At 72.3% G+C, this 17,823-nt stretch carries 15 protein-coding genes; 4 read left to right on the forward strand and 11 right to left on the reverse strand.

The window, feature by feature from the left end; all coding sequences use genetic code 11:
- Window positions 1-8: 8 nt before the first annotated feature.
- The 5 genes from OG509_RS15810 to rsmI form a co-directional block, all read right to left on the reverse strand.
- A complete protein-coding gene (locus OG509_RS15810) occupies window positions 9-1,346 on the reverse strand; it encodes a zinc ribbon domain-containing protein (RefSeq protein WP_406183195.1) in 1,338 nt (445 codons plus the stop codon).
- Window positions 1,347-2,120: 774 nt separating this feature from the next.
- Window positions 2,121-3,533 (reverse strand): ubiquitin-like domain-containing protein, encoded by a 1,413-nt coding sequence (locus OG509_RS15815; RefSeq protein WP_406183196.1) that lies wholly within the window; start codon window positions 3,531-3,533, stop codon window positions 2,121-2,123.
- Window positions 3,534-3,654: 121 nt separating this feature from the next.
- Entirely contained in the window at window positions 3,655-4,542 is an 888-nt protein-coding gene (locus OG509_RS15820) for a TatD family hydrolase (RefSeq protein WP_406183197.1), read from the reverse strand.
- Window positions 4,543-4,580: 38 nt separating this feature from the next.
- A complete protein-coding gene (locus tag OG509_RS15825) occupies window positions 4,581-5,087 on the reverse strand; it encodes a hypothetical protein (RefSeq protein WP_406183198.1) in 507 nt (168 codons plus the stop codon).
- Between the two features lie 161 nt (window positions 5,088-5,248).
- Entirely contained in the window at window positions 5,249-6,097 is an 849-nt protein-coding gene (rsmI, locus tag OG509_RS15830; protein WP_406187592.1) for a 16S rRNA (cytidine(1402)-2'-O)-methyltransferase, read from the reverse strand.
- A gap of 258 nt (window positions 6,098-6,355) precedes the next feature.
- Here rsmI and OG509_RS15835 point away from each other — a divergent pair, with 258 nt between their 5' ends.
- From OG509_RS15835 to OG509_RS15845, 3 genes are all read left to right on the forward strand, one after another.
- Window positions 6,356-8,152 carry a dolichyl-phosphate-mannose--protein mannosyltransferase gene (locus OG509_RS15835; protein WP_406183199.1) on the forward strand — a complete coding sequence of 599 codons (1,797 nt, stop codon included), beginning with the start codon at window positions 6,356-6,358 and terminating at the stop codon, window positions 8,150-8,152.
- 86 nt (window positions 8,153-8,238) lie between these two features.
- Window positions 8,239-8,442, forward strand: coding sequence for a hypothetical protein (locus OG509_RS15840; RefSeq protein WP_406183200.1), 204 nt, complete (start codon window positions 8,239-8,241; stop codon window positions 8,440-8,442).
- 119 nt (window positions 8,443-8,561) lie between these two features.
- A complete protein-coding gene (locus OG509_RS15845) occupies window positions 8,562-10,202 on the forward strand; it encodes a penicillin-binding transpeptidase domain-containing protein (RefSeq protein ID WP_406187593.1) in 1,641 nt (546 codons plus the stop codon).
- Between the two features lie 82 nt (window positions 10,203-10,284).
- Here OG509_RS15845 and OG509_RS15850 read toward each other — a convergent pair whose 3' ends face one another.
- Genes OG509_RS15850 through OG509_RS15865 form a run of 4 tightly spaced genes read right to left on the reverse strand, consistent with a single transcriptional unit; the run spans window position 10,285 to window position 14,135 of the window.
- Window positions 10,285-11,454, reverse strand: a complete 1,170-nt coding sequence (locus tag OG509_RS15850; RefSeq protein ID WP_406183201.1) for a serine hydrolase domain-containing protein — start codon at window positions 11,452-11,454, stop codon at window positions 10,285-10,287.
- Between the two features lie 50 nt (window positions 11,455-11,504).
- Entirely contained in the window at window positions 11,505-12,287 is a 783-nt protein-coding gene (locus OG509_RS15855) for an energy-coupling factor ABC transporter ATP-binding protein (RefSeq protein WP_406183202.1), read from the reverse strand.
- Window positions 12,275-13,036, reverse strand: a complete 762-nt coding sequence (cbiQ, locus tag OG509_RS15860; RefSeq protein ID WP_385589369.1) for a cobalt ECF transporter T component CbiQ — start codon at window positions 13,034-13,036, stop codon at window positions 12,275-12,277. The genes OG509_RS15855 and cbiQ overlap by 13 nt, the downstream gene beginning before the upstream one ends.
- A 1-nt stretch (window position 13,037) precedes the next feature.
- Complete coding sequence (locus OG509_RS15865; protein ID WP_406183203.1) at window positions 13,038-14,135, reverse strand: energy-coupling factor ABC transporter permease; 1,098 nt, start codon at window positions 14,133-14,135, stop codon at window positions 13,038-13,040.
- 181 nt (window positions 14,136-14,316) lie between these two features.
- Between OG509_RS15865 and OG509_RS15870 the strand changes: the two genes are divergently transcribed.
- Window positions 14,317-14,748, forward strand: a complete 432-nt coding sequence (locus OG509_RS15870; RefSeq protein WP_406183204.1) for an SsgA family sporulation/cell division regulator — start codon at window positions 14,317-14,319, stop codon at window positions 14,746-14,748.
- 95 nt (window positions 14,749-14,843) lie between these two features.
- On the opposite strand, the gene OG509_RS15875 is transcribed toward OG509_RS15870, so the two are convergent.
- Together OG509_RS15875 and OG509_RS15880 are read right to left on the reverse strand one after the other, a co-directional pair.
- Window positions 14,844-17,045, reverse strand: a complete 2,202-nt coding sequence (locus OG509_RS15875) for an MMPL family transporter (protein WP_406183205.1) — start codon at window positions 17,043-17,045, stop codon at window positions 14,844-14,846.
- A 112-nt stretch (window positions 17,046-17,157) separates the two neighbouring features.
- Window positions 17,158-17,760 (reverse strand): TetR/AcrR family transcriptional regulator, encoded by a 603-nt coding sequence (locus OG509_RS15880; RefSeq protein WP_406183206.1) that lies wholly within the window; start codon window positions 17,758-17,760, stop codon window positions 17,158-17,160.
- Window positions 17,761-17,823: the final 63 nt, after the last annotated feature.

The raw sequence follows: 17,823 nt of genomic DNA on the forward strand, positions 1-17,823 counted from the left end.
AAAGCGTCTCAGATCCGCTGGGTGATCCCGAGCCGGACCGGGGTGTCCGGTGGGAGGACCTGTTCCCACCGCGGAGGGGTGGCGTGGGCGTGGAGGTGGAATCCCGCGCCCAGCGCTGCTCCTCGCGGCCGATGTCGGCCGGCTGCGCGGTCCCCCGGGCGAAGTCCGGGGGGAGGTGGGCTGATCGTCGTCACGCCCTGGTGCCGACGGGCTGCGCGGGGCAGCCGGAGCCGGTCCGTGTGAGCGTGTCCCTCCGGACGCTGGCCTGCCCGGTCCGAAGGCCCGGCAGGGGAGGGTGTCCGGCGTCGCCTGGGCGCCGGACGTGTCGGCTTGGGCCGGGTGGGGCCTTTCTTGGACCGGTCCCGCCGGGAGGTCCGGCCGGTGGCGGCGGGTGTGATGACAGCGCCCGCTTCGAGCCTGTCCACGATGGTGCGGATGACCATGGTGCCCGTGGTGCGATCGGTCGCCGTCTTGGCCTGGTGGGCCAGGCCCCTGGCGGCAATGCGCTGCCAGGCGCCCTGATCCCGATCCCCCTGCCAGCCGCAGCCGGGGCAGAGTGCCCACTTCCAGCCGGGGACGGTGGGCACGTCGGGGGCCTTGCGGTGCCGCAGCGGAGCAAGGCACAGCGGGCAGTGCCTGGAGGTGTTCCTCGGAGGCACGGTGACCACGGCGATGCCCGCCTCTGTGGCAAGGTGCCGCATGCGATCGGTGATCTGGCCACGCACCGTCTGGGCCATGCGCGTGTTGTGGGTTCGGCCCATGCCGCGCGCTTCCATGGACCGCAGGTCTTCGACGTAGATGACGCTCGCCCCGGCAGTGACGGCCTGATCGACCGCCCATCTGGCGGCGGCCCAGGCCAGTGCCTCGTTGAGGTTCGATCGACGTGCGGCGACCCGGTGGATCTCGTCGTTCAGGATGGCGTGTCGTGCGGTCAGGGCGTGCTGCTCATCTCCGCCCGTGAGTTGCCGGTAGCGATCAGCTTTGGCTTGGAGTCGTTCGCCCTGCCGTCGCAGACGGTGTTGCTTGGCAAGGACACCGGCTGCCCGGAACATGGCCCCGGCGCCCGGTGTGGTGATCCGCCCGTCGTCGTGCAGCCGCGCGGCTCCGCAGGACAGCAGGGTGTTCAGACCCCAGTCCACACCCAGCGCGACCGTGTGTCCTGTGCGGGCTGCTTTGGGCACGGCGTGGGTGTAGGCGAGATCAACGCGGACGCGTCCCTGGTCCAGACGCAGGGTCGGCAGGTGCAGCACCGCACGCGCGGGCACGGTGGGCGGCAGGATGACGGGGCAGGCCACCCATGTCCAGTCCCGGTACGACCGCGGGTCGGGCCGGGTGGGGAGCTGCAAACGCAGCAGCGCACGGTCCCGGCACATCAGCCCGTTCGATGCCGGCCTGCTGCCCGTCACACGCTGACAGCAGCAGCATCCGCGCCGTCCGCGGCGCGCTCTCCAACTCGAACACATCCGCAGGAAGACGTCCGTTGGCCTTGAGGAAGGTGGCGATCTGCCGAGTGTGCCTCTTGATGACACCCGAGGAGACGTGCTGCCCGCCAGGCACAGCGGCTCGCACCTGGACCCACTCGTCTGCCGTCCGCCTGGACGGATCCGCGGGCCATGACCCGAGGACACCGGCAACGAGTTCGGCCCGCCACTGAGCGGATCGCAGAGTGCGCCCGGCCTGCTCCTGAGCCATGCGGACGATCCGGTCATTGGCGCACGTGCCCTCGGGTGGCGCAGCGGTCCAGCCCAGACGCCGCAGCGCCATCCACGCGTTCGACGGCAGCTTCCGGCCTCCGCCGTCCTTCCCGGAGGTGAGCACTGCCACATCAACGGCGTTCCAGTGGACAGCCAACAGCCCGGTCACCATGTCGGTCGTCAGAGCGACGGCCCAGCCGACGCGCTCCGTCAGCACGGAGACCGCCTGCGGCTCACCGCTCTCCTCGTCCACACCCGCCCGCAGCAGGCCACGGGCGCACGCGGTACGGGCAGTCTCGTGCTCGGCGAGCGGCACCCTCCGCCTCAACGCCCACCCCCGTGTCGCCGGTGCTGTCGTCCGGTCAACGACACCGCGCACGAAGGGTCACCCCCGCTCGATCGGGCAACCCGAGTGTGCTGCTGGAGCTAGCGATAGAGCCTACGGCCGCAGTGGGGCCACGGGGTCGCGCCCCGTTGTACGTAGAGCTTCTTCGCCCGGTACGTCTGTTCCTGGCCCGGGGCGTCCTGGGGGCGGCCGGAGCCGCCGAGGCTCTGCCAGGTGCGGACGTCGAACTGGTACAGGCCGCCGTACGTGCCCGAGGCGTCGGTGGCGGAGGGGCGGCCGCCGGACTCGCACTGGGCCAGTGCCGCCCAGTCGAGGCCGTCGGCTCCGGCCACGGAGGCCGGCAGCGGCCTCGTGCCGACCTTGACGAGCTGGGTGACGGGCTCGCGGACGGTCTCCTCGGCGACCTTGCGGGGCTTCTGCCGGACCCCGTTGACCGTGCGCAGGACGTACGTGACCCGGCGCGCTCCGGGCCGTCCCGCCCGCTCGACGAGCTCGGTGCCGGCGAACAGGCCGTCGTCCTCGGTCCTTTCGATCTCGTAGGGGATGCGCTCCTCGCGGACCTCGCGGGTGCCGGTGATGCGCAGCACGGTGATGGTCTGGCCGTCGCGCGGGAAGGAGGCGGGCGGGACCGAGGTGGTGTCCTGGCCCTGGAGGGTGATCCCGGCCTGGCCGAGGGCCTCCTGGACGGTGGCGGCGTTGGTGCGGATGGTGCTCTCGCGGCCGTCCGCCATGAAGGTGACGCTGCGCTCGGTGCGGACGGAGAGGGTGAGCCCGGCCCGGGGCACGGGGGCGGTGCGGGGGGCGGAGAGGTAGGCGCCCTCGACGCGGACGCCGAACTGGCGCAGCGCCCCCTCGACGGTGCCGGCGGTGGTCCACACCTGGCGGCTCTGTCCGTCGAGGGTCAGGCGCAGGGGGCGGCCGTAGCGGACGACGATCTCGTCGCCGTCGTCGAGGGCCTCGGTGCGGGCGGGGGCGACGAGGTCGTGGGGGCCGACGCCGAGGCCCTCGGCGGCGAGGAGTTCTTCGACGACGCCGGCGAAGGTGTGCAGGGTCCGGGGCTCTCCGTCCACGGTGAGGCGTACGGACTTGTCGGCGGCGACGAAGGCCGTGGTGCCGCCGGCCAGGAAGGCGACGACCAGGGCCTGCGGGACGATCCGCCGCCAGCTGTCGCGGCCTGCGGCGGTCCCGGCGGGGACACCGCGGCGCCGCCGCCCGGTGGGGGCGCCGGTGAGCGGCAGGCCCGGGCCGGGGTCCGGGCTGCGGCGGCGGCCCGTGCCGGGTCCGAAGCCGACGGGCGCGACGAGGTCGATGCCGCCGGCGGGGACTGCCCGGCGCCGTCCGGTCGGGGCGGCGGGCGCGGCTGCGGCTTCGGCGCTCTTGCGGCGCCGGGCGGCCCGCCGGTCCCCGGTGCGCGGGGCGGGCAGTACGGCGGGCTCGGGGTCCGGGGCGACGGCCTTGTACCCGTACACCCCGGTGAAAGGACTCTCGCTCACGACGCTCGCTCCACTGGTCCGGCCCCATCGGTTCGGGCACGGCACCCTAGCGGACGTCCGTCACTCACCAAAGTCGGGCGGCTACCCAGCGTGTCGAGCGGCCGGACGTCCCTGGCGGCGCTCAGTAGTCGAAGGCGCGGGCCGTGTTCGCCGCCAGGGCGGTCGCCATCGCGTCCTCGCCGATCCCCCGCACCGCCGCCATCGCCCGTACGGTCAGCGGAATGAGGTACGGCGCGTTGGGCCGTCCGCGGTACGGCGCCGGGGTGAGGTACGGGGCGTCGGTCTCGACGAGCACCAGCTCCAGCGGGGCCACGGCGAGGGCCTCGCGCAGCGGCGTGGCGTTCTTGAAGGTGACGGTCCCGGCGAACGACATGTAGTACCCGGCGGCGGCGCATTCGCGCGCCATCTCCGCGTCTCCGGAGTAGCAGTGGAAGACGGTCCGCTCGGGCGCGCCCTCCTCGCGCAGGATGCGCAGGACGTCGGCGTGGGCCTCGCGGTCGTGGATGACCAGGGCCTTGCCCTGCCGCTTCGCGATCTCGATGTGGGCGCGGAAGGAACGCTCCTGTGCGGCCATGCCGTCGGGTCCGGTGCGGAAGAAGTCGAGGCCGGTCTCGCCAACGGCCTTGACGTGCGCGAGCTTCGCGAGCTCCTCGATCTCGGCCAGCGCCTCGTCGAGCGCGGCCTCGCCGCCGCCGGCCCGCGCCCCTTGCCGGGACCAACCGTCGGGGTCCCCGAGCACGATGCGGGGCGCTTCGTTCGGGTGAAGGGCGACGGCCGCGTGGACGTTCTCGTACGCGGCCGCCGTCTCGGCCGCCCAGCGGGACCCCTTCACGTCGCAGCCGACCTGGACGACGGTGGTCACCCCGACCGAGGCGGCCTTGGCGAGGCCCTCCTCGACGGTGCCGCGCTGCATGTCCAGGTGGGTGTGGGAGTCCGCCACCGCCACCCGGAGTGGTTCGGGCAGCGGCGGCGGGGTGTCCTTGGAGGCGTCCTTGGCGGCAGTGCTCATGGGGCCGATCTTATGACCGGGTCCTCATGACCGGGTCCTCATGACCGGCGCAGGCGCCTCATCAGCCGGGAGAGCCAGCCCCCGCGCTCCCCGGCCTCGTCCGCCGGGACGGATCCGGGGACGTGGGGCTGCGGGGTCCTGCGCTGCTTCGGGGCCCGCGGGACGTTCGCGCCGGCCGGCACCGGGCCGGCGATCCCGGGCGAGATGCGGTGGTGGTAGAGCTTGTCGATCGTGCCGAGCACCGAGGACACCTGGCCTTCGCGCATGATCCGCACCACGTGCCCGTCACAGTTGTGGCAGGTCGGGTTCGACAGCGGGGAAGGGACCCGCTCGCCCTGGACGGTGTAGATGATGAAGGGCTGGCCCTTGCCGTCGACGTGGTGCTCGATCTCGTAGCCCTGCTCCCAGCCGTAGCCGCACTTCATGCACGCGAAGGAGTAAGCCTCGTGCACGGTGTGCACACCAGGCTTCGGCACGGAGACGGGTACGGCCACTGCGGGGACGGGGACGGGGACGGGTACCGAGGTGTCTGCGATCTCACTCATGCCAGCTCCTCTTGTTCCACTGGTGCCATTGCCAGTGGACGCCTCAATGGGCGGGAGCGCATCAGGCCCTGTCTACTGTTGGACGGTCTTTGGGCGACTCATGCCCCAAGACGCCCGGTGCGCGGTCTGAGCTTTGCTTTTCAGGTTAGCTCTTTACCGTCTTACAGCATCTTTTGAGCCGCATTCTTTGCCGCCACGACCGCGTCGAAGACCTCCCGCTTGGGTACTCCGGCCTCGGCCGCGACCGCCGCGATGGCTTCTTTTCGCCGCTCCCCGGCCTCCTCGCGCACGCGCACCCTGCGCACCAGCTCCTCGGCGTCCACATCGCCGGGCCGGGCCGCCGGTGCGCCCTCCACGACGACGGTGATCTCGCCGCGTACGCCCTCGGCGGCCCAGGCCGCCAGCTCGCCGAGCCCGCCGCGCTTGACCTCCTCGTACGTCTTGGTCAGCTCGCGGCACACCGCGGCCCGCCGGTCGGCGCCGAAGACCTCGGCCATCGCGGCGAGGGCGTCGTCGAGCCGGTGCGGGGCCTCGAAGTAGACGAGCGTGCGGCGCTCGCCCTCGACCTCGCGGAGCCGGCCGAGGCGTTCGCCCGCCTTGCGCGGCAGGAAGCCCTCGAAGCAGAAGCGGTCCACCGGCAGCCCCGACAGGGCGAGCGCGGTGAGCACCGCGGACGGCCCGGGCACGGCGGTGACCTTGATGTCCTTCTCCACGGCGGCGGCGACCAGGCGGTAGCCGGGGTCGGAGACGGACGGCATGCCGGCGTCGGTCACCAGCAGCACCCGCTTGCCCTGCTCCAGCGCCTCGACCAGCTCCGGGGTGCGCGCCGATTCGTTGCCCTCGAAGTAGGAGACGACGCGCCCGGTGGTGTGCACGCCGAGCCCCTGGGTCAGCCGGCGCAGCCGCCGGGTGTCCTCGGCGGCGACCACGTCGGCCCGCTCCAGCTCGGCCGCGAGCCGCGGCGGGGCGTCGGCGAGATCGCCGATCGGGGTGCCGGCGAGCACGAGCACGCCCGCGGAACCCGCCGCGCCTGCGGAACCTGCCGGAGAAGAGGCCGGAGAAGAGGCCGCAGCGGAGGCCGAAGCGGAGGCGGAAGCGGGGGTTTCGGAGCCGGTGGGCTGGTCAGTCGTCACCCGCCCATCCTCTCAGCCGTCCCACCCGGCACACGTCATCCGTCCCACGGGCACACGCCGTCCGTCCCGCCCCGCACACGCACCGACGGTCCCCGGCGCTGGGGTTCGCACAGGTGCGTTCCCTACGATGACCCGGTGACCAGTACCGCGACGCCGCCGCCCAGCCCCGCGGGGGCCCCGCCCGCCCCTCCGGCGGGGCGCGTAGACCAGCCGTCCACCTGGCTGCGCCGCCTGCGCAGCTTCGGCTACGCGCCGCCCGCCGACGCCCGGCGCCCGGGCCTCGGGCGCGCGGACGCCCCGAGTCCGGACGTGCGCGCCCGCCTGGTGCCCCCGTACGCCCGGCCCTCCGTGCAGCTGTGGACGGCGCTCGGCGTCCCGCTCTCCGCGGCGGGCACCTGGCAGCGCGTGCTGGCGTGGGCGGGGCCGGTGCTGGTGGCGCTGGTGGCCGGGGTGCTGCGCTTCGTACACCTGGGCAGCCCGAAGGCGGTGATATTCGACGAGACGTATTACGCCAAGGACGCCTGGGCCACGATCCAGCAGGGCTACGAGGCGAGCTGGCCCAAGGACATCGACAAGTCGATCCTCGCCAACCCCGACGGGATCTCCGTCCCGCTGGACCCCGGGTACGTCGTGCACCCGCCGGTCGGCAAGTGGGTCATCGGGCTCGGCGAGTGGATGTTCGGCTTCACCCCGTTCGGCTGGCGGTTCATGACGGCGGTGCTCGGCACGCTTTCGGTGCTGATGCTGTGCCGGATCGGGCGGCGCCTGTTCCGCTCCACCTTCCTGGGCTGCCTGGCGGGCGCGCTGCTCGCGGTGGACGGCCTGCACCTGGTGATGAGCCGGACCGCGCTGCTCGACCTGGTGCTGATGTTCTTCGTCCTGGCCGCCTTCGGGGCGCTGCTCGTCGACCGGGACCGGGCGCGGGCCAGACTCGCGGACGCGCTCCCGGTGGACGAGGAGGGGCGCACCCGCCCGGACGTCACCGTCGCCGAGACGCTGCGCCTGGGCTGGCGCCCGTACCGGATCCTGGCGGGCGTCTGTCTGGGCCTGGCGTTCGGCACGAAGTGGAACGGCCTGATCGTGCTGGCGTTCTTCGGCGTGCTGACCGTCCTGTGGGACGCGGCCGCCCGCCGCACCGCCGGGGCGGGCGCCCCGTACGCGGCGATGCTGCGCCGCGACGCGCTGCCGGGCTTCCTGTCGACGGTGCCGGTGGCGATCGCGGTGTACCTGGCCTCGTGGACCGGCTGGATCCTGTCCCCCGACAACGGCAAGGGCGGTTATTTCCGCGACTGGGCGGCCAAGAACGACCAGGGCAGTGCGCTGTCGTTCCTGCCGGAGTGGCTGCGCAGTCTGTGGCACTACGAGACCGAGGTCTACAAGTTCCACGTAGGCCTGACCTCGGGGCACACGTACGAGTCGAACCCGTGGAGCTGGCTGGTGCTGGGCCGGCCCGTCTCCTATTTCTACGAGTCCCCCGACCCGGGGACGGACGGCTGCCCGGCGACGGAGGCGGGCAAGTGCGCCCGCGAGGTGCTGGCCCTGGGCACCCCGCTGCTGTGGTGGGCGGGCTGCTTCGCGCTGCTGTACGTGCTGTGGCGGTGGTTCTTCCGCCGCGACTGGCGGGCGGGCGCGATCGCGTGCGCGCTGGGTGCGGGCCTGCTGCCCTGGTTCAACTACCAGGAGCGGACCATCTTCTTCTTCTACGCGGTGGTCTTCGTCCCGTACCTGTGCCTGGCGGTGGCGATGATGATCGGCGCCCTGCTGGGCCCGTCGGGATCGACGGAACGCAGGCGCGCGCTGGGCGCGATCGCGGCGGGCGTGCTGGTCCTCCTGATCATCTGGAACTTCATCTATTTCTGGCCGATCTACACGGGCCAGTCCCTCCCGATGGACTCCTGGCGCGGCCGCATGTGGCTGGACAGCTGGGTCTAGGCGCCGCAGGTCCGCATGGGCGCGGCCCGTCACCGCTCGCAGGGGTGGCGGGCCGCGCCCATGCTGGAAGGAGGAGGTGAAGAGCCATGCGCATACGACGACTGCTCGGCCTCGCTCTCGCCACGGCGACCCTGGCCGGTGCGAGCGCCCTCGGTGCCACTGCGGCCCAGGCGGCGGCTCCGACCATCACGTCCGCGGAGTGCACCGACCAGGGCGGAACGGTGACGAGCCAGCCCTACGGCGGAACCTGGTGCACGCTCCCTGACGGAACCAAGGTGGCGGTCAGCTGACCCGCCGGTTGTTCCGGTCTGGTAACAAGCCGTACGCGTCTCGTTGGCACAGCGTAAGGTCCGCACCAGAGGTTCTTTGAACACGTTCAGAGAACGACGGGGATCTGGGGAGGATGTACGTGAACGGGGCGGCGAAGGGGGCCATCGTCGGCGGGGTGTTCCTCGCGATGCTCGGCGGGGCCGGGTACGGGGTGTACGCGCTGGTCGGGGACGGCGATAGCAAGGATGGCGGCAAGGGCGGCGACACCGCCGTGAAGGCCGAGAAGGGCAGCGGGCCCGTCACCGACAAGGAGGCGGCGCAGACCGCGAAGGCCTTCTTCGCCGCCTGGGCGGCCGGGGACGCGCCGGCGGCAGCAGAGTTGACGAACAACGTGCAGGCCGCGCAGAGCGCCGTGGCCGACTACCGGGCCAAGGCGTACGTGTCCAAGGCGGTGATCACTCCGGGGGCGCAGACGGGCACGACCATCCCGTTCGCCGTCGCCGCGGAGATCACCTACGAGGGCGTCACCAAGCCGCTCGCGTACGAGTCCAAGCTGACCGTCGTACGCGGGCTGACCAGCGGGAAGCCCCTCGTCGACTGGCAGCCCTCGGTGATCCACCCGCAGCTGCAGAAGGACGAGAAGCTGCGCGCGGGCACGCCCGCGGCCCCGCCGGTCAAGGCCGTGGACCGTAACGGCGAGGAGCTCAGCGCCGAGAAGTACCCCTCTCTGCGGCCGGTCCTCGACCAGCTGCGCCAGACGTACGGCAGCAAGGTGGGCGGCAAGGCCGGGGCCGAGCTGTGGATCGAGCCGGCCGCGCAGGACGCGCCGAAGCGGACCCTGCTGACGCTGGTGGAGGGGGAGCCGAGCACGCTGAAGACGTACCTGGACGCCAAGGTGCAGGCGGCGGCCGAGAAGGCCGTCGCCAAGTACCCGGAGTCCTCGGTGGTCGCCGTCCAGACGGGCAACGGGCACATCCTTGCCGTCGCCAACAACCGCAAGGACGGCTTCAACGCGGCGATGGAGGGGCGGCGGGCACCCGGCTCGACGATGAAGGTCGTGACGGCGGCGATGCTGATCGACCGGGGCAAGGCGGCGGCCGACCGACCGGCGGAGTGCACCAAGGAGGCCTCCTGGGGCGGCCGCTCCTTCCACAACCTGAACAACTTCGAACTGCCCGGCGCGAACTTCGCGACCAGCTTCGCCAAGTCCTGCAACACCGCCTTCATCAAGCAGATCGACGACGTCGACGACGACGGGGCGCTCGCGAAGGAGGCCCGGGAGGTCTTCGGACTCGGGCTGGACAACTGGAAGACGGGCATCCGCTCGACGGACGGCCAGGTGCCGGAGGCGAAGGGCGCGGAGGCGGCCGCCGAGTACATCGGGCAGGGCCGGATCACCATGAACCCGCTGAACGTGGCCTCCTTCACCGCCACCGCGCGCAGCGGGAGCTTCCACCAGCCGCTGCTCGTCGCGCCGGAGCTCGACGGACGGCCGATCGCCCAGGCGGCGCGGCAGATGAAGCCGTCGGTCCAGCAGCAGCTGGTGCGGATGATGAAGCAGACGGCGACCAGCGGCACGGCGGCGCAGGCGATGAGCTCGGTGGGCGGCTCCGACAAGGGAGCCAAGACCGGCTCGGCGGAGGTCGACGGCGCGGGCAGCCCGGACAGCTGGTTCACGGGCTACAGCGGGGACGTGGCCGCGGCGGCGATGGTCGAGGCCGGCGGCCACGGCGGCGACGCGGCGGGCCCCTTGGTCGCAGCGGTCCTGAACGCCTCCTGACGCTCCAGGGTCCCGGCCGCGGCCGGGACCCCGGGGACGGCCTGACCCCGGGGACGGCCCGCGGCCGGGACCCCGGGGACGGTCAGAGCGAGGCGCGGACGGCGCGGAGCAGGGACTGGGCCCGGGGGTCGGCGGTGACCGACTTGGCGTGGGCGTTCGTCACGTAGCCGAAGGCGACGCCGGCCTCCGGGTCCGCGAAGCCCAGCGACCCGCCGCGCCCCGGATGCCCGAACGACCCCGCCGACAGCAGCGGCGAGGCCGGGCTGTGCAGCATGTACCCCGGGCCGAAGCGTGTGTTGACCACCAGCACCCGGTCCGGCCCGGACGACAGCTCCGTACCTGCCAGACGGCGCGTCTGCGGGGTGAACAGGCCCGGGCCGTCCTGCGTGTCGCCCAGCAGCGCCGCGTACACGCCCGCCAGGCCGCGCGCCGTGCCGATGCCCGCCGAAGCCGGAAGTTCGGCCGCCCGGAACTCCGGGGCGTTCTCGTCCGGCAGCGGAGTGATCGCCGCGAACGCCCGCCGGGTCAGCGAGGACGGGTCCGCCCAGGCATCCGAAACGTTTCTCCGCGGACGCGTCCTGAGCCCGCCCGCCCTCTCCGCAGGCGGCTCCACCGGCCCCACCCGGCCCACGCGCCCCGTCTCCCCCGCCGGCAGGCCGATCCAGAACTCCAGCCCCCGCGGGCCCGTGACCTCCTGCGCCAGCCACTGGCCCAGCGAGGCCCCGGTCACCCGCAGCACCAGCTCCGACAGCAGCCAGCTGTACGTCTGCGCGTGGTAGCCGTGCGCGGAACCCGGCTCCCAGAAGGCCCGCTGCCCGGCGACCGCACGCGCCCCGGAAAGCCCGTCCGCAGCCTCCACCGGCGTCAGCGGAACGTCCAGTGCCGGCACGGCCGCCCGGTGCGCGAGCAGGTCCCGTACCAGCGCCCGCTCCTTGCCGCCCGCCTTGAACTCCGGCCAGTACGCCCCCACCGGGGCGTCCAGGTCCAGCAGCCCCCGCTGGTGCAGCAGCAGCGGTACGACGGCGGCCACGCCCTTGGTGGCCGAGCGCACCACCTGCGCGGTGCCGGCCGCCCAGGGCTCGCCTGCGTCGCCGCCCTCCACGTCCTTCGGGCCCGCCCACAGGTCCACGACCTTCCGGCCGTCCCGGTACACGGCCACCGCCGCGCCCCGGTCCCCGAGCACCTCGAAGTTGCGTACGAAAGCGTCCCGGACGGCCTCGAAGCCCGCCGCCACCTCACCCTGGATCTCCACGAGCGGTCCAACAATCACCTGGTCGGACTTATGCCACCGCCACCGACGGCCTATGCCACCGACACCGAGCGCGGGTCGAACCCGAACGGCAGCTCCAGCCGGTGCGCCCGCATCAGCTCCTCGTCGCACAGCAGGTCCTGCGTGCGCCCGTCGGCCGCGATGACCCCCTCGCTCAGGATCACGGACCTCGGGCACAGCTCCAGCGCGTACGGCAGGTCGTGGGTCACCATCAGCACCGTCACGTCCAGCGAGCGCAGGATGTCGGCGAGCTCGCGCCGCGAGGCCGGGTCCAGGTTGGACGAGGGCTCGTCCAGGACCAGGATCTCCGGCCGCATGGCCAGTACGGTCGCCACCGCGACCCGGCGGCGCTGACCGAACGACAGGTGGTGCGGCGGCCGGTCCGCGAAGGCCTCCATGCCGACCTGCTCCAGCGCCTCGCGGACCCGCGCCTCCAGCTCCGCGCCCCGCATTCCGGCGGCAGCCGGGCCGAAGGCCACGTCCTCCCGCACCGTCGGCATGAACAGCTGGTCGTCCGGGTCCTGGAAGACGATGCCGACCCGGCGCCGGATCTCGGCGAAGTTCCGCTTCTCGACCGGCAGCCCGGCCACCGTCACGGTGCCGACCCCGCCGCCGAGGATGCCGTTGAGGTGCAGCACCAGCGTGGTCTTGCCGGCGCCGTTCGGGCCGAGCAGGGCCACCCGCTCCCCCTGTCCCACGGTCAGGTCCACGCCGAAGAGGGCCTGGTGCCCGTCCGGATAGGCGTACGCGAGGCCGGAGACCTCAAGGGAGGCAGGAAAAGCGGGGGCAGGGGGAGAGGCAGTCACAGGATCCATCCCATCAGACAGACGGCGAGCGCCGCCGCCGGGAGTACGGCCGCGTACGCCCACTGGGCGCGGGTGGCCACGACTTCGTCGATCACCGGCATCGAGCCGGCGTAGCCGCGGCTGACCATTGCGAGGTGGACCCGCTCGCCGCGCTCGTAGGAGCGGATGAACAGGGCTCCGGCGGTCTTGGCCAGCACGCCCCAGTGCCGGATCCCGGCCGCCTCGAACCCGCGCGAGCGCCGGGCGATCGACATCCGCCGCAGCTCGTCGGTGATCACGTCGCCGTACCGGATCATGAAGGAGGCGATCTGCACCAGCAGCGGCGGCAGCTTCAGCCGCTGGAGCCCGAGCAGCAGCGCCCGCAGCTCGGTGGTCGAGGCGAGCAGGACGGACGCGGCGACCCCGAGCGTGCCCTTGGCCAGTACGTTCCAGGCGCCCCACAGGCCCGAGACGCTGAGCGACATGCCGAGCACCTCCACCCGCTCGCCCTGCGCCACGAACGGCATGAGCACGGCGAAGGCCACGAACGGGACCTCGATCAGCAGCCGCCGCAGGAGGAAGCCGGCCGGGATCCGGGCCGCGGCCGTGACCGCTGCGATGAGGACGGCGTACAGGCCGAAGGCCCACACCGCCTCGCGCGGTGTGGAGACGACGACCACGACGAAGGCGAAGGCCGCGGCCAGCTTGCAGTGCGGCGGCAGGGCGTGGATCGGCGAGTGCCCGTGCCGGTAGAGCTTGTGGGCGTGGCCCGCGCCCATCTCAGACCGCCGTGGAAGCGGTCGAGGTGGTGGAGGCGGCCGTCAGGTCCTCCGCGCGCCGGCGGCGTACGGTCCAGAAGATCCCGGTGCCGACGGCGACGGTCGCGCCGACGCCGATGACCCCGGCGAGGCCGCCGGAGAGACGGGCGTCGTCGACGTCCTTGACGCTGTAGTCGGCGAGCGGGGAGTCGGCGGTGGCGTGCTCCTTCACGTTCTGGTCGATGCCCTTGTCGGCGGCGACCTTCTCCAGGCCGTCGGGGCTGCCGGAGGCGTAGAAGGAGACGACGCCGGCCAGGACGAGGGCGGTGACCAGGCCGGTGATCCACACGGGCTTCGTGGAACGGGCGGCGGCGGGCGCCGCGACCGGAGCCGCCACCGGGGCGTCGACCAGCTCGCCGCCGACGCGCAGTTTCAGCGGCGCGGACAGCCCGCGCGCCCCGTGCACCAGGTCCGGCCGTACGGCCAGTACGGCGCCCACGGTCGCGGCGGTGATCGCGGCCTCGCCGATGCCGATCAGCACGTGCACGCCGACCATGGCGGTGAACACCTTGCCGAGCGGGACGTCGGTGGTCCCGCCGAGGGCGTACAGGAGGGTGAACATGACGGCCGCGCCGGGCACCGAGAGCAGTGCTCCGGCGAAGGCGGCGACGGTGACCGAGCGCCGGGTGTCGGGCAGGAGCTTCAACAGCCCGCGGAAGACGGCGTACGCGACGACCACGGTCACGACGGCCATGGTCATGACGTTGACCCCGAGGGCGGTCAGCCCGCCGTCGGCGAACAGGACGCCCTGCATGAGCAGCACCACGGACACGCACAGCACACCCGTGTAGGGGCCCACGAGGATCGCGGCGAGCGCCCCGCCCAGCAGGTGCCCGCTGGTGCCTGCGGCGACCGGGAAGTTCAGCATCTGGACGGCGAAGATGAACGCGGCGACGAGCCCGGCCAGCGGCGCGGCTCTTTCTCCCCCAGAGCCTTCGGCCTGGGAGGTGCCCCCGAGCTCCCGGCGGGCGCCGCGCAGGCTCACGGCCACCGCGCCCGCGGCGGCGACACCTGCGGCGATGGAGACGGGGGCGTCGATGAAGCCGTCGGGCACATGCATGGGGCTGCTCCGCTTCCTGCGGTCTTTGAGCTGGCAAAATCTTTAACCGCTCAAGAATAGTGCCCAATTGCGAACCATTGGCAAGAGCGTCGACGCCACAAGTACCTCCGCGCGGATTCGTGGGAATGTGCGAGGCTGGGGGCAATACGGACTTGTATGTTCCGATTCGAGGAGTCTTGTCGTGTCAGCCACCGCCGAGAATCCCCCCGCGGCCGCAGCCGCCACCGCCGTCGCCACAGCCGTCGCCGCCACCGCAGTCGCCTCCGTCGAGGACCGCGTCACCGCCCGCGTGATCAGCGACGACCCGCTCTTCCGGAAGATCCCGGTCGCCCTGCGCTTCGCCGCCGCGGAGCCGCTCGCCGTACGGATCGTCTTCCCCGCCGGGCTCTCCCCCGAGGGCACCGACAACGAGTGGGTCTTCCCCCGGGCCCTCCTCGAAGCAGGCCTGCAGGCTCCGACCGGCACCGGCGACGTACGCGTCTGGCCCTGCGGCCGCGTCCAGGCGGTCGTCGAGTTCCACTCCCCCGAGGGCGTCGCGGTGATCCAGTTCGACATCGCCGCGCTGCGCCGCTTCCTGCGCCGTACGAACGCCGCCGTCACCCGGCAGGCGTAACGGGCCCGGACGAAACGGGACCTGCGCACAGAACGGGCCCGGCCCCGCACCTGGGATCAGGTGCGGGGCCGGGCCGATGCGGAGCGGGGCCGGGGTCAGGCGTTGACCAGCTCGCGGTCCTTGTCCGGGCCCTCCGAGGAGTCGGCGGAACCTTCGAGGTGCTTGCGCAGGCTCTCGCCCTCCACGTCCACGTTGGGCAGCAGCCGGTCCAGCCAGCGCGGCAGCCACCAGGCCTTGTGGCCGAGCAGCGCGAGCACCGCCGGGACGATCGCCATGCGGACGACGAAGGCGTCGAAGAGGACGGCGATCGCGAGGCCGAAGCCGATCATCTTGATCATCTGCTCGCTGGCGCCGATGAAGCCCGAGAACACCGCGATCATGATGACGGCGGCCGCCACGACCACCCGCGCGCTGTACTGGAAGCCGGTCACGACGGCCTGGCCCGGGCGCTCGCCGTGGACGTACGCCTCACGCATGCGGGTGACGAGGAAGACCTCGTAGTCCATGGCCAGACCGAAGACGACGCCCACCATGAAGATCGGCATCATGCTCATGATCGGACCGGTCTGCTCCACCCCGAAGAGCGAGCCGAGCCAGCCCCACTGGAAGACCGCGACGACGGCGCCGAGGGCGGCGACCACGGAGAGCAGGAAGCCGAGGGCCGCCTTGAGCGGAACCAGGATGGAGCGGAAGACCACCATCAGCAGCAGGAAGGCGAGACCGACCACGAGCGCCAGGTAGGGCAGCAGCGCGTCGTTCATCTTCTGCGAGAAGTCGATGTTCATCGCGGTCGCGCCGGTGACCATGACGTCGTCACCGCTGCCGGCACGGATCGTGTGGACCAGGTCCTCGGTCTGCGTGGAGGACGGACGGTCCTTCGGGATGACGGTGATCATCGAGGCGTCGCCGGCCTCGTTGGGCATCGGCGGCATGACCGCGGCCACGCCCCCCAGGCCCTTGATCCGGTCCACCGTCTTGTCGGCGAGCGCCTTGTCCCCGTCCACGACGACCATCAGCGGGCCGTTGAAGCCCGGGCCGAAGCCGTCGGACAGCAGGTCGTACGCCTTGCGCTGGGTGGTGGAGACGGGCTGGGCGCCGTCGTCCGGAAGGCCCATCTCCAGCTTGCTCGCCGGGATGGCGATGGCGCCGAGGCCGATCACGCCGACCAGCAGCACCATGACCGGGCGGCGCAGGACGAAGCGGGCCCAGCGGGTGCCGCCGTTGGCCTTGGGCTCGGCACCGGCCGGCTTGCCCTTGCCGAACAGCTTGCTCTTCGTACCGGCGGGCAGGACCTTCTTGCCCGCGAAGCCCAGGATGGCCGGGACCAGCGTCAGCGCGACGAGGACGGCGATGACCACGGTGCCAGCGGCCGCGAAGCCCATCTTGGTCAGCATCGGGATGTTGACGACGGCCAGGCCCACGAGGGCGATGACCACGGTGAGACCGGCGAAGACGACGGCGGAGCCGGCGGTTCCGGCGGCCCGGCCCGCGGCCTCGTCCCGCTCCCGGCCCTCGGCGAGCTCCGCGCGGTAGCGGGAGACGATGAAGAGGGCGTAGTCGATGCCGACCGCGAGGCCGATCATCATCGCGAGGGTGGAGGTGGTGGAGCCGAGGTCCAGCACGTTGGCGAGCGCGGTGATGGAGGAGACGCCGATGCCCACGCCGATGAGCGCGGTCAGCAGCGGCAGCCCGGCCGCGATCAGCGAGCCGAAGGTGATGACGAGCACGATCGCCGCGATCAGGATGCCGACGATCTCGCCGGAGCCCGTCTCGGGGGCCGTCATCAGGGCGTCGCCGCCGATCTCGACGGTGAGCCCGGCGGCCTTGGCCGCGGTGCCGGAGTCCTTGAGCGCGTCGCGCGCCTCGTCCTTCAGCTCCATGCCGCTGACGGTGTACTTGACGCTCACGTACGCGGTGGAGCCGTCCTGGCTCACCGCGTGGGCCTCGTACGGATCGGTGACCGAGGCGACCTGGGCCTTGCCCGGACCGTCCTTCAGGTCGGAGACGATCTTCTCGACCTCGGTCTTGTTCTTCCCGTCGTTGACCGAGGAGCCCGCGGGCGCCTTGACCACGATGCGGGCGGTGGCGCCGTCGGCGGCCATGCCCGGGAACTTCTTGTCCAGCACGTCGAAGGCCTTCTGGGCCTCCGTGCCGGGTATCGAGAACGATCCGGAGCTGGGTGCGGACGCCGTCGCCGCGCCGAAGCCGGCGGCGAACAGCAGTGCCACCCAGAGGAGTGCGACCAGGCCGCGGCGCCGGAAGGCGCCCCTGCCGAGTCGGTAGAGGAAGGTAGCCACGGAGGCGGTTCTCCCGTTCAGGTCGTGGTGGATCCGGGACGGATCAGGGCGTGGAGAGCCGGCCCGACGACGAGAGCGGCGTGTCAGGAGCAGCGGGAAGGAGTCGCGGGACTCAGACGCCGAGGGCGGGGAAGACCACGGCGTCGATGAAGTGACCGAGGAAGGCGCGGTCGACGGACCGGTCCTCGATCAGCGGGAGCGCGATGAACGCGCCGATGAGCATGTGCGGTACGAAGGCAAGGGCCGGACAGTCCGGGGCGATCTCTCCCCGGTCGACGGCCCGCTGCAGCATCGCCTGGAGACCGGTGATCTCCGGGTCGACCAGCAGTTCGCGCAGTGCCTTGTGGAGTTCCGGGCTCTCGTGGACCGCATGGGTCAGGCCCCGCATCAGTGCGGTGTCCTTCGCCATCTGCGCGTCGTCGGAGTGCTGGACCATGAGCCCGAAGTCCCCGCGCAGGCTGCCCGTGTCGATCTCCCGCAGGGACATCGGCTGGGTGCAGCGCAGCGCCTTGGCGACCAGCTCGGGCTTGCTCCCCCACTGGCGGTAGAGGGTGGCCTTGCTGGACTTGGTACGGGCGGCGACCGCGTCCATGGTCAGCGCCTCGTAGCCGACCTCGCGCAGGAGGTCGAGGACCGCCTCGTGGAGCTCGGCCTCCCGCTCGGGGGTGATCCGGCTGCGTCGCGACGAGACCTCCGGCGAGACTTCTTCGGACATCTCCGGCACCTCCCATCCGAACGAAACTGTTTCGTACACCGATGACGATACCCCTGCCGCCAA

The organism is Streptomyces sp. NBC_01006, assembly GCF_045162725.1.
Lineage (GTDB): Bacteria > Actinomycetota > Actinomycetes > Streptomycetales > Streptomycetaceae > Streptomyces.

Bases quoted from the DNA above. Each gene is read 5' to 3' on its own strand.
- OG509_RS15855 (WP_406183202.1), bottom strand. From the start codon at position 12,287: ATGGATCCTGTGACTGCCTCTCCCCCTGCCCCCGCTTTTCCTGCCTCC.
- OG509_RS15820 (WP_406183197.1), bottom strand. From the start codon at position 4,542: ATGAGCACTGCCGCCAAGGACGCCTCCAAGGACACCCCGCCGCCGCTG.
- OG509_RS15865 (WP_406183203.1), bottom strand. From the start codon at position 14,135: ATGCATGTGCCCGACGGCTTCATCGACGCCCCCGTCTCCATCGCCGCA.
- OG509_RS15825 (WP_406183198.1), bottom strand. From the start codon at position 5,087: ATGAGTGAGATCGCAGACACCTCGGTACCCGTCCCCGTCCCCGTCCCC.
- cbiQ (WP_385589369.1), bottom strand. From the start codon at position 13,036: ATGGGCGCGGGCCACGCCCACAAGCTCTACCGGCACGGGCACTCGCCG.
- OG509_RS15840 (WP_406183200.1), top strand. From the start codon at position 8,239: ATGCGCATACGACGACTGCTCGGCCTCGCTCTCGCCACGGCGACCCTG.
- OG509_RS15880 (WP_406183206.1), bottom strand. From the start codon at position 17,760: ATGTCCGAAGAAGTCTCGCCGGAGGTCTCGTCGCGACGCAGCCGGATC.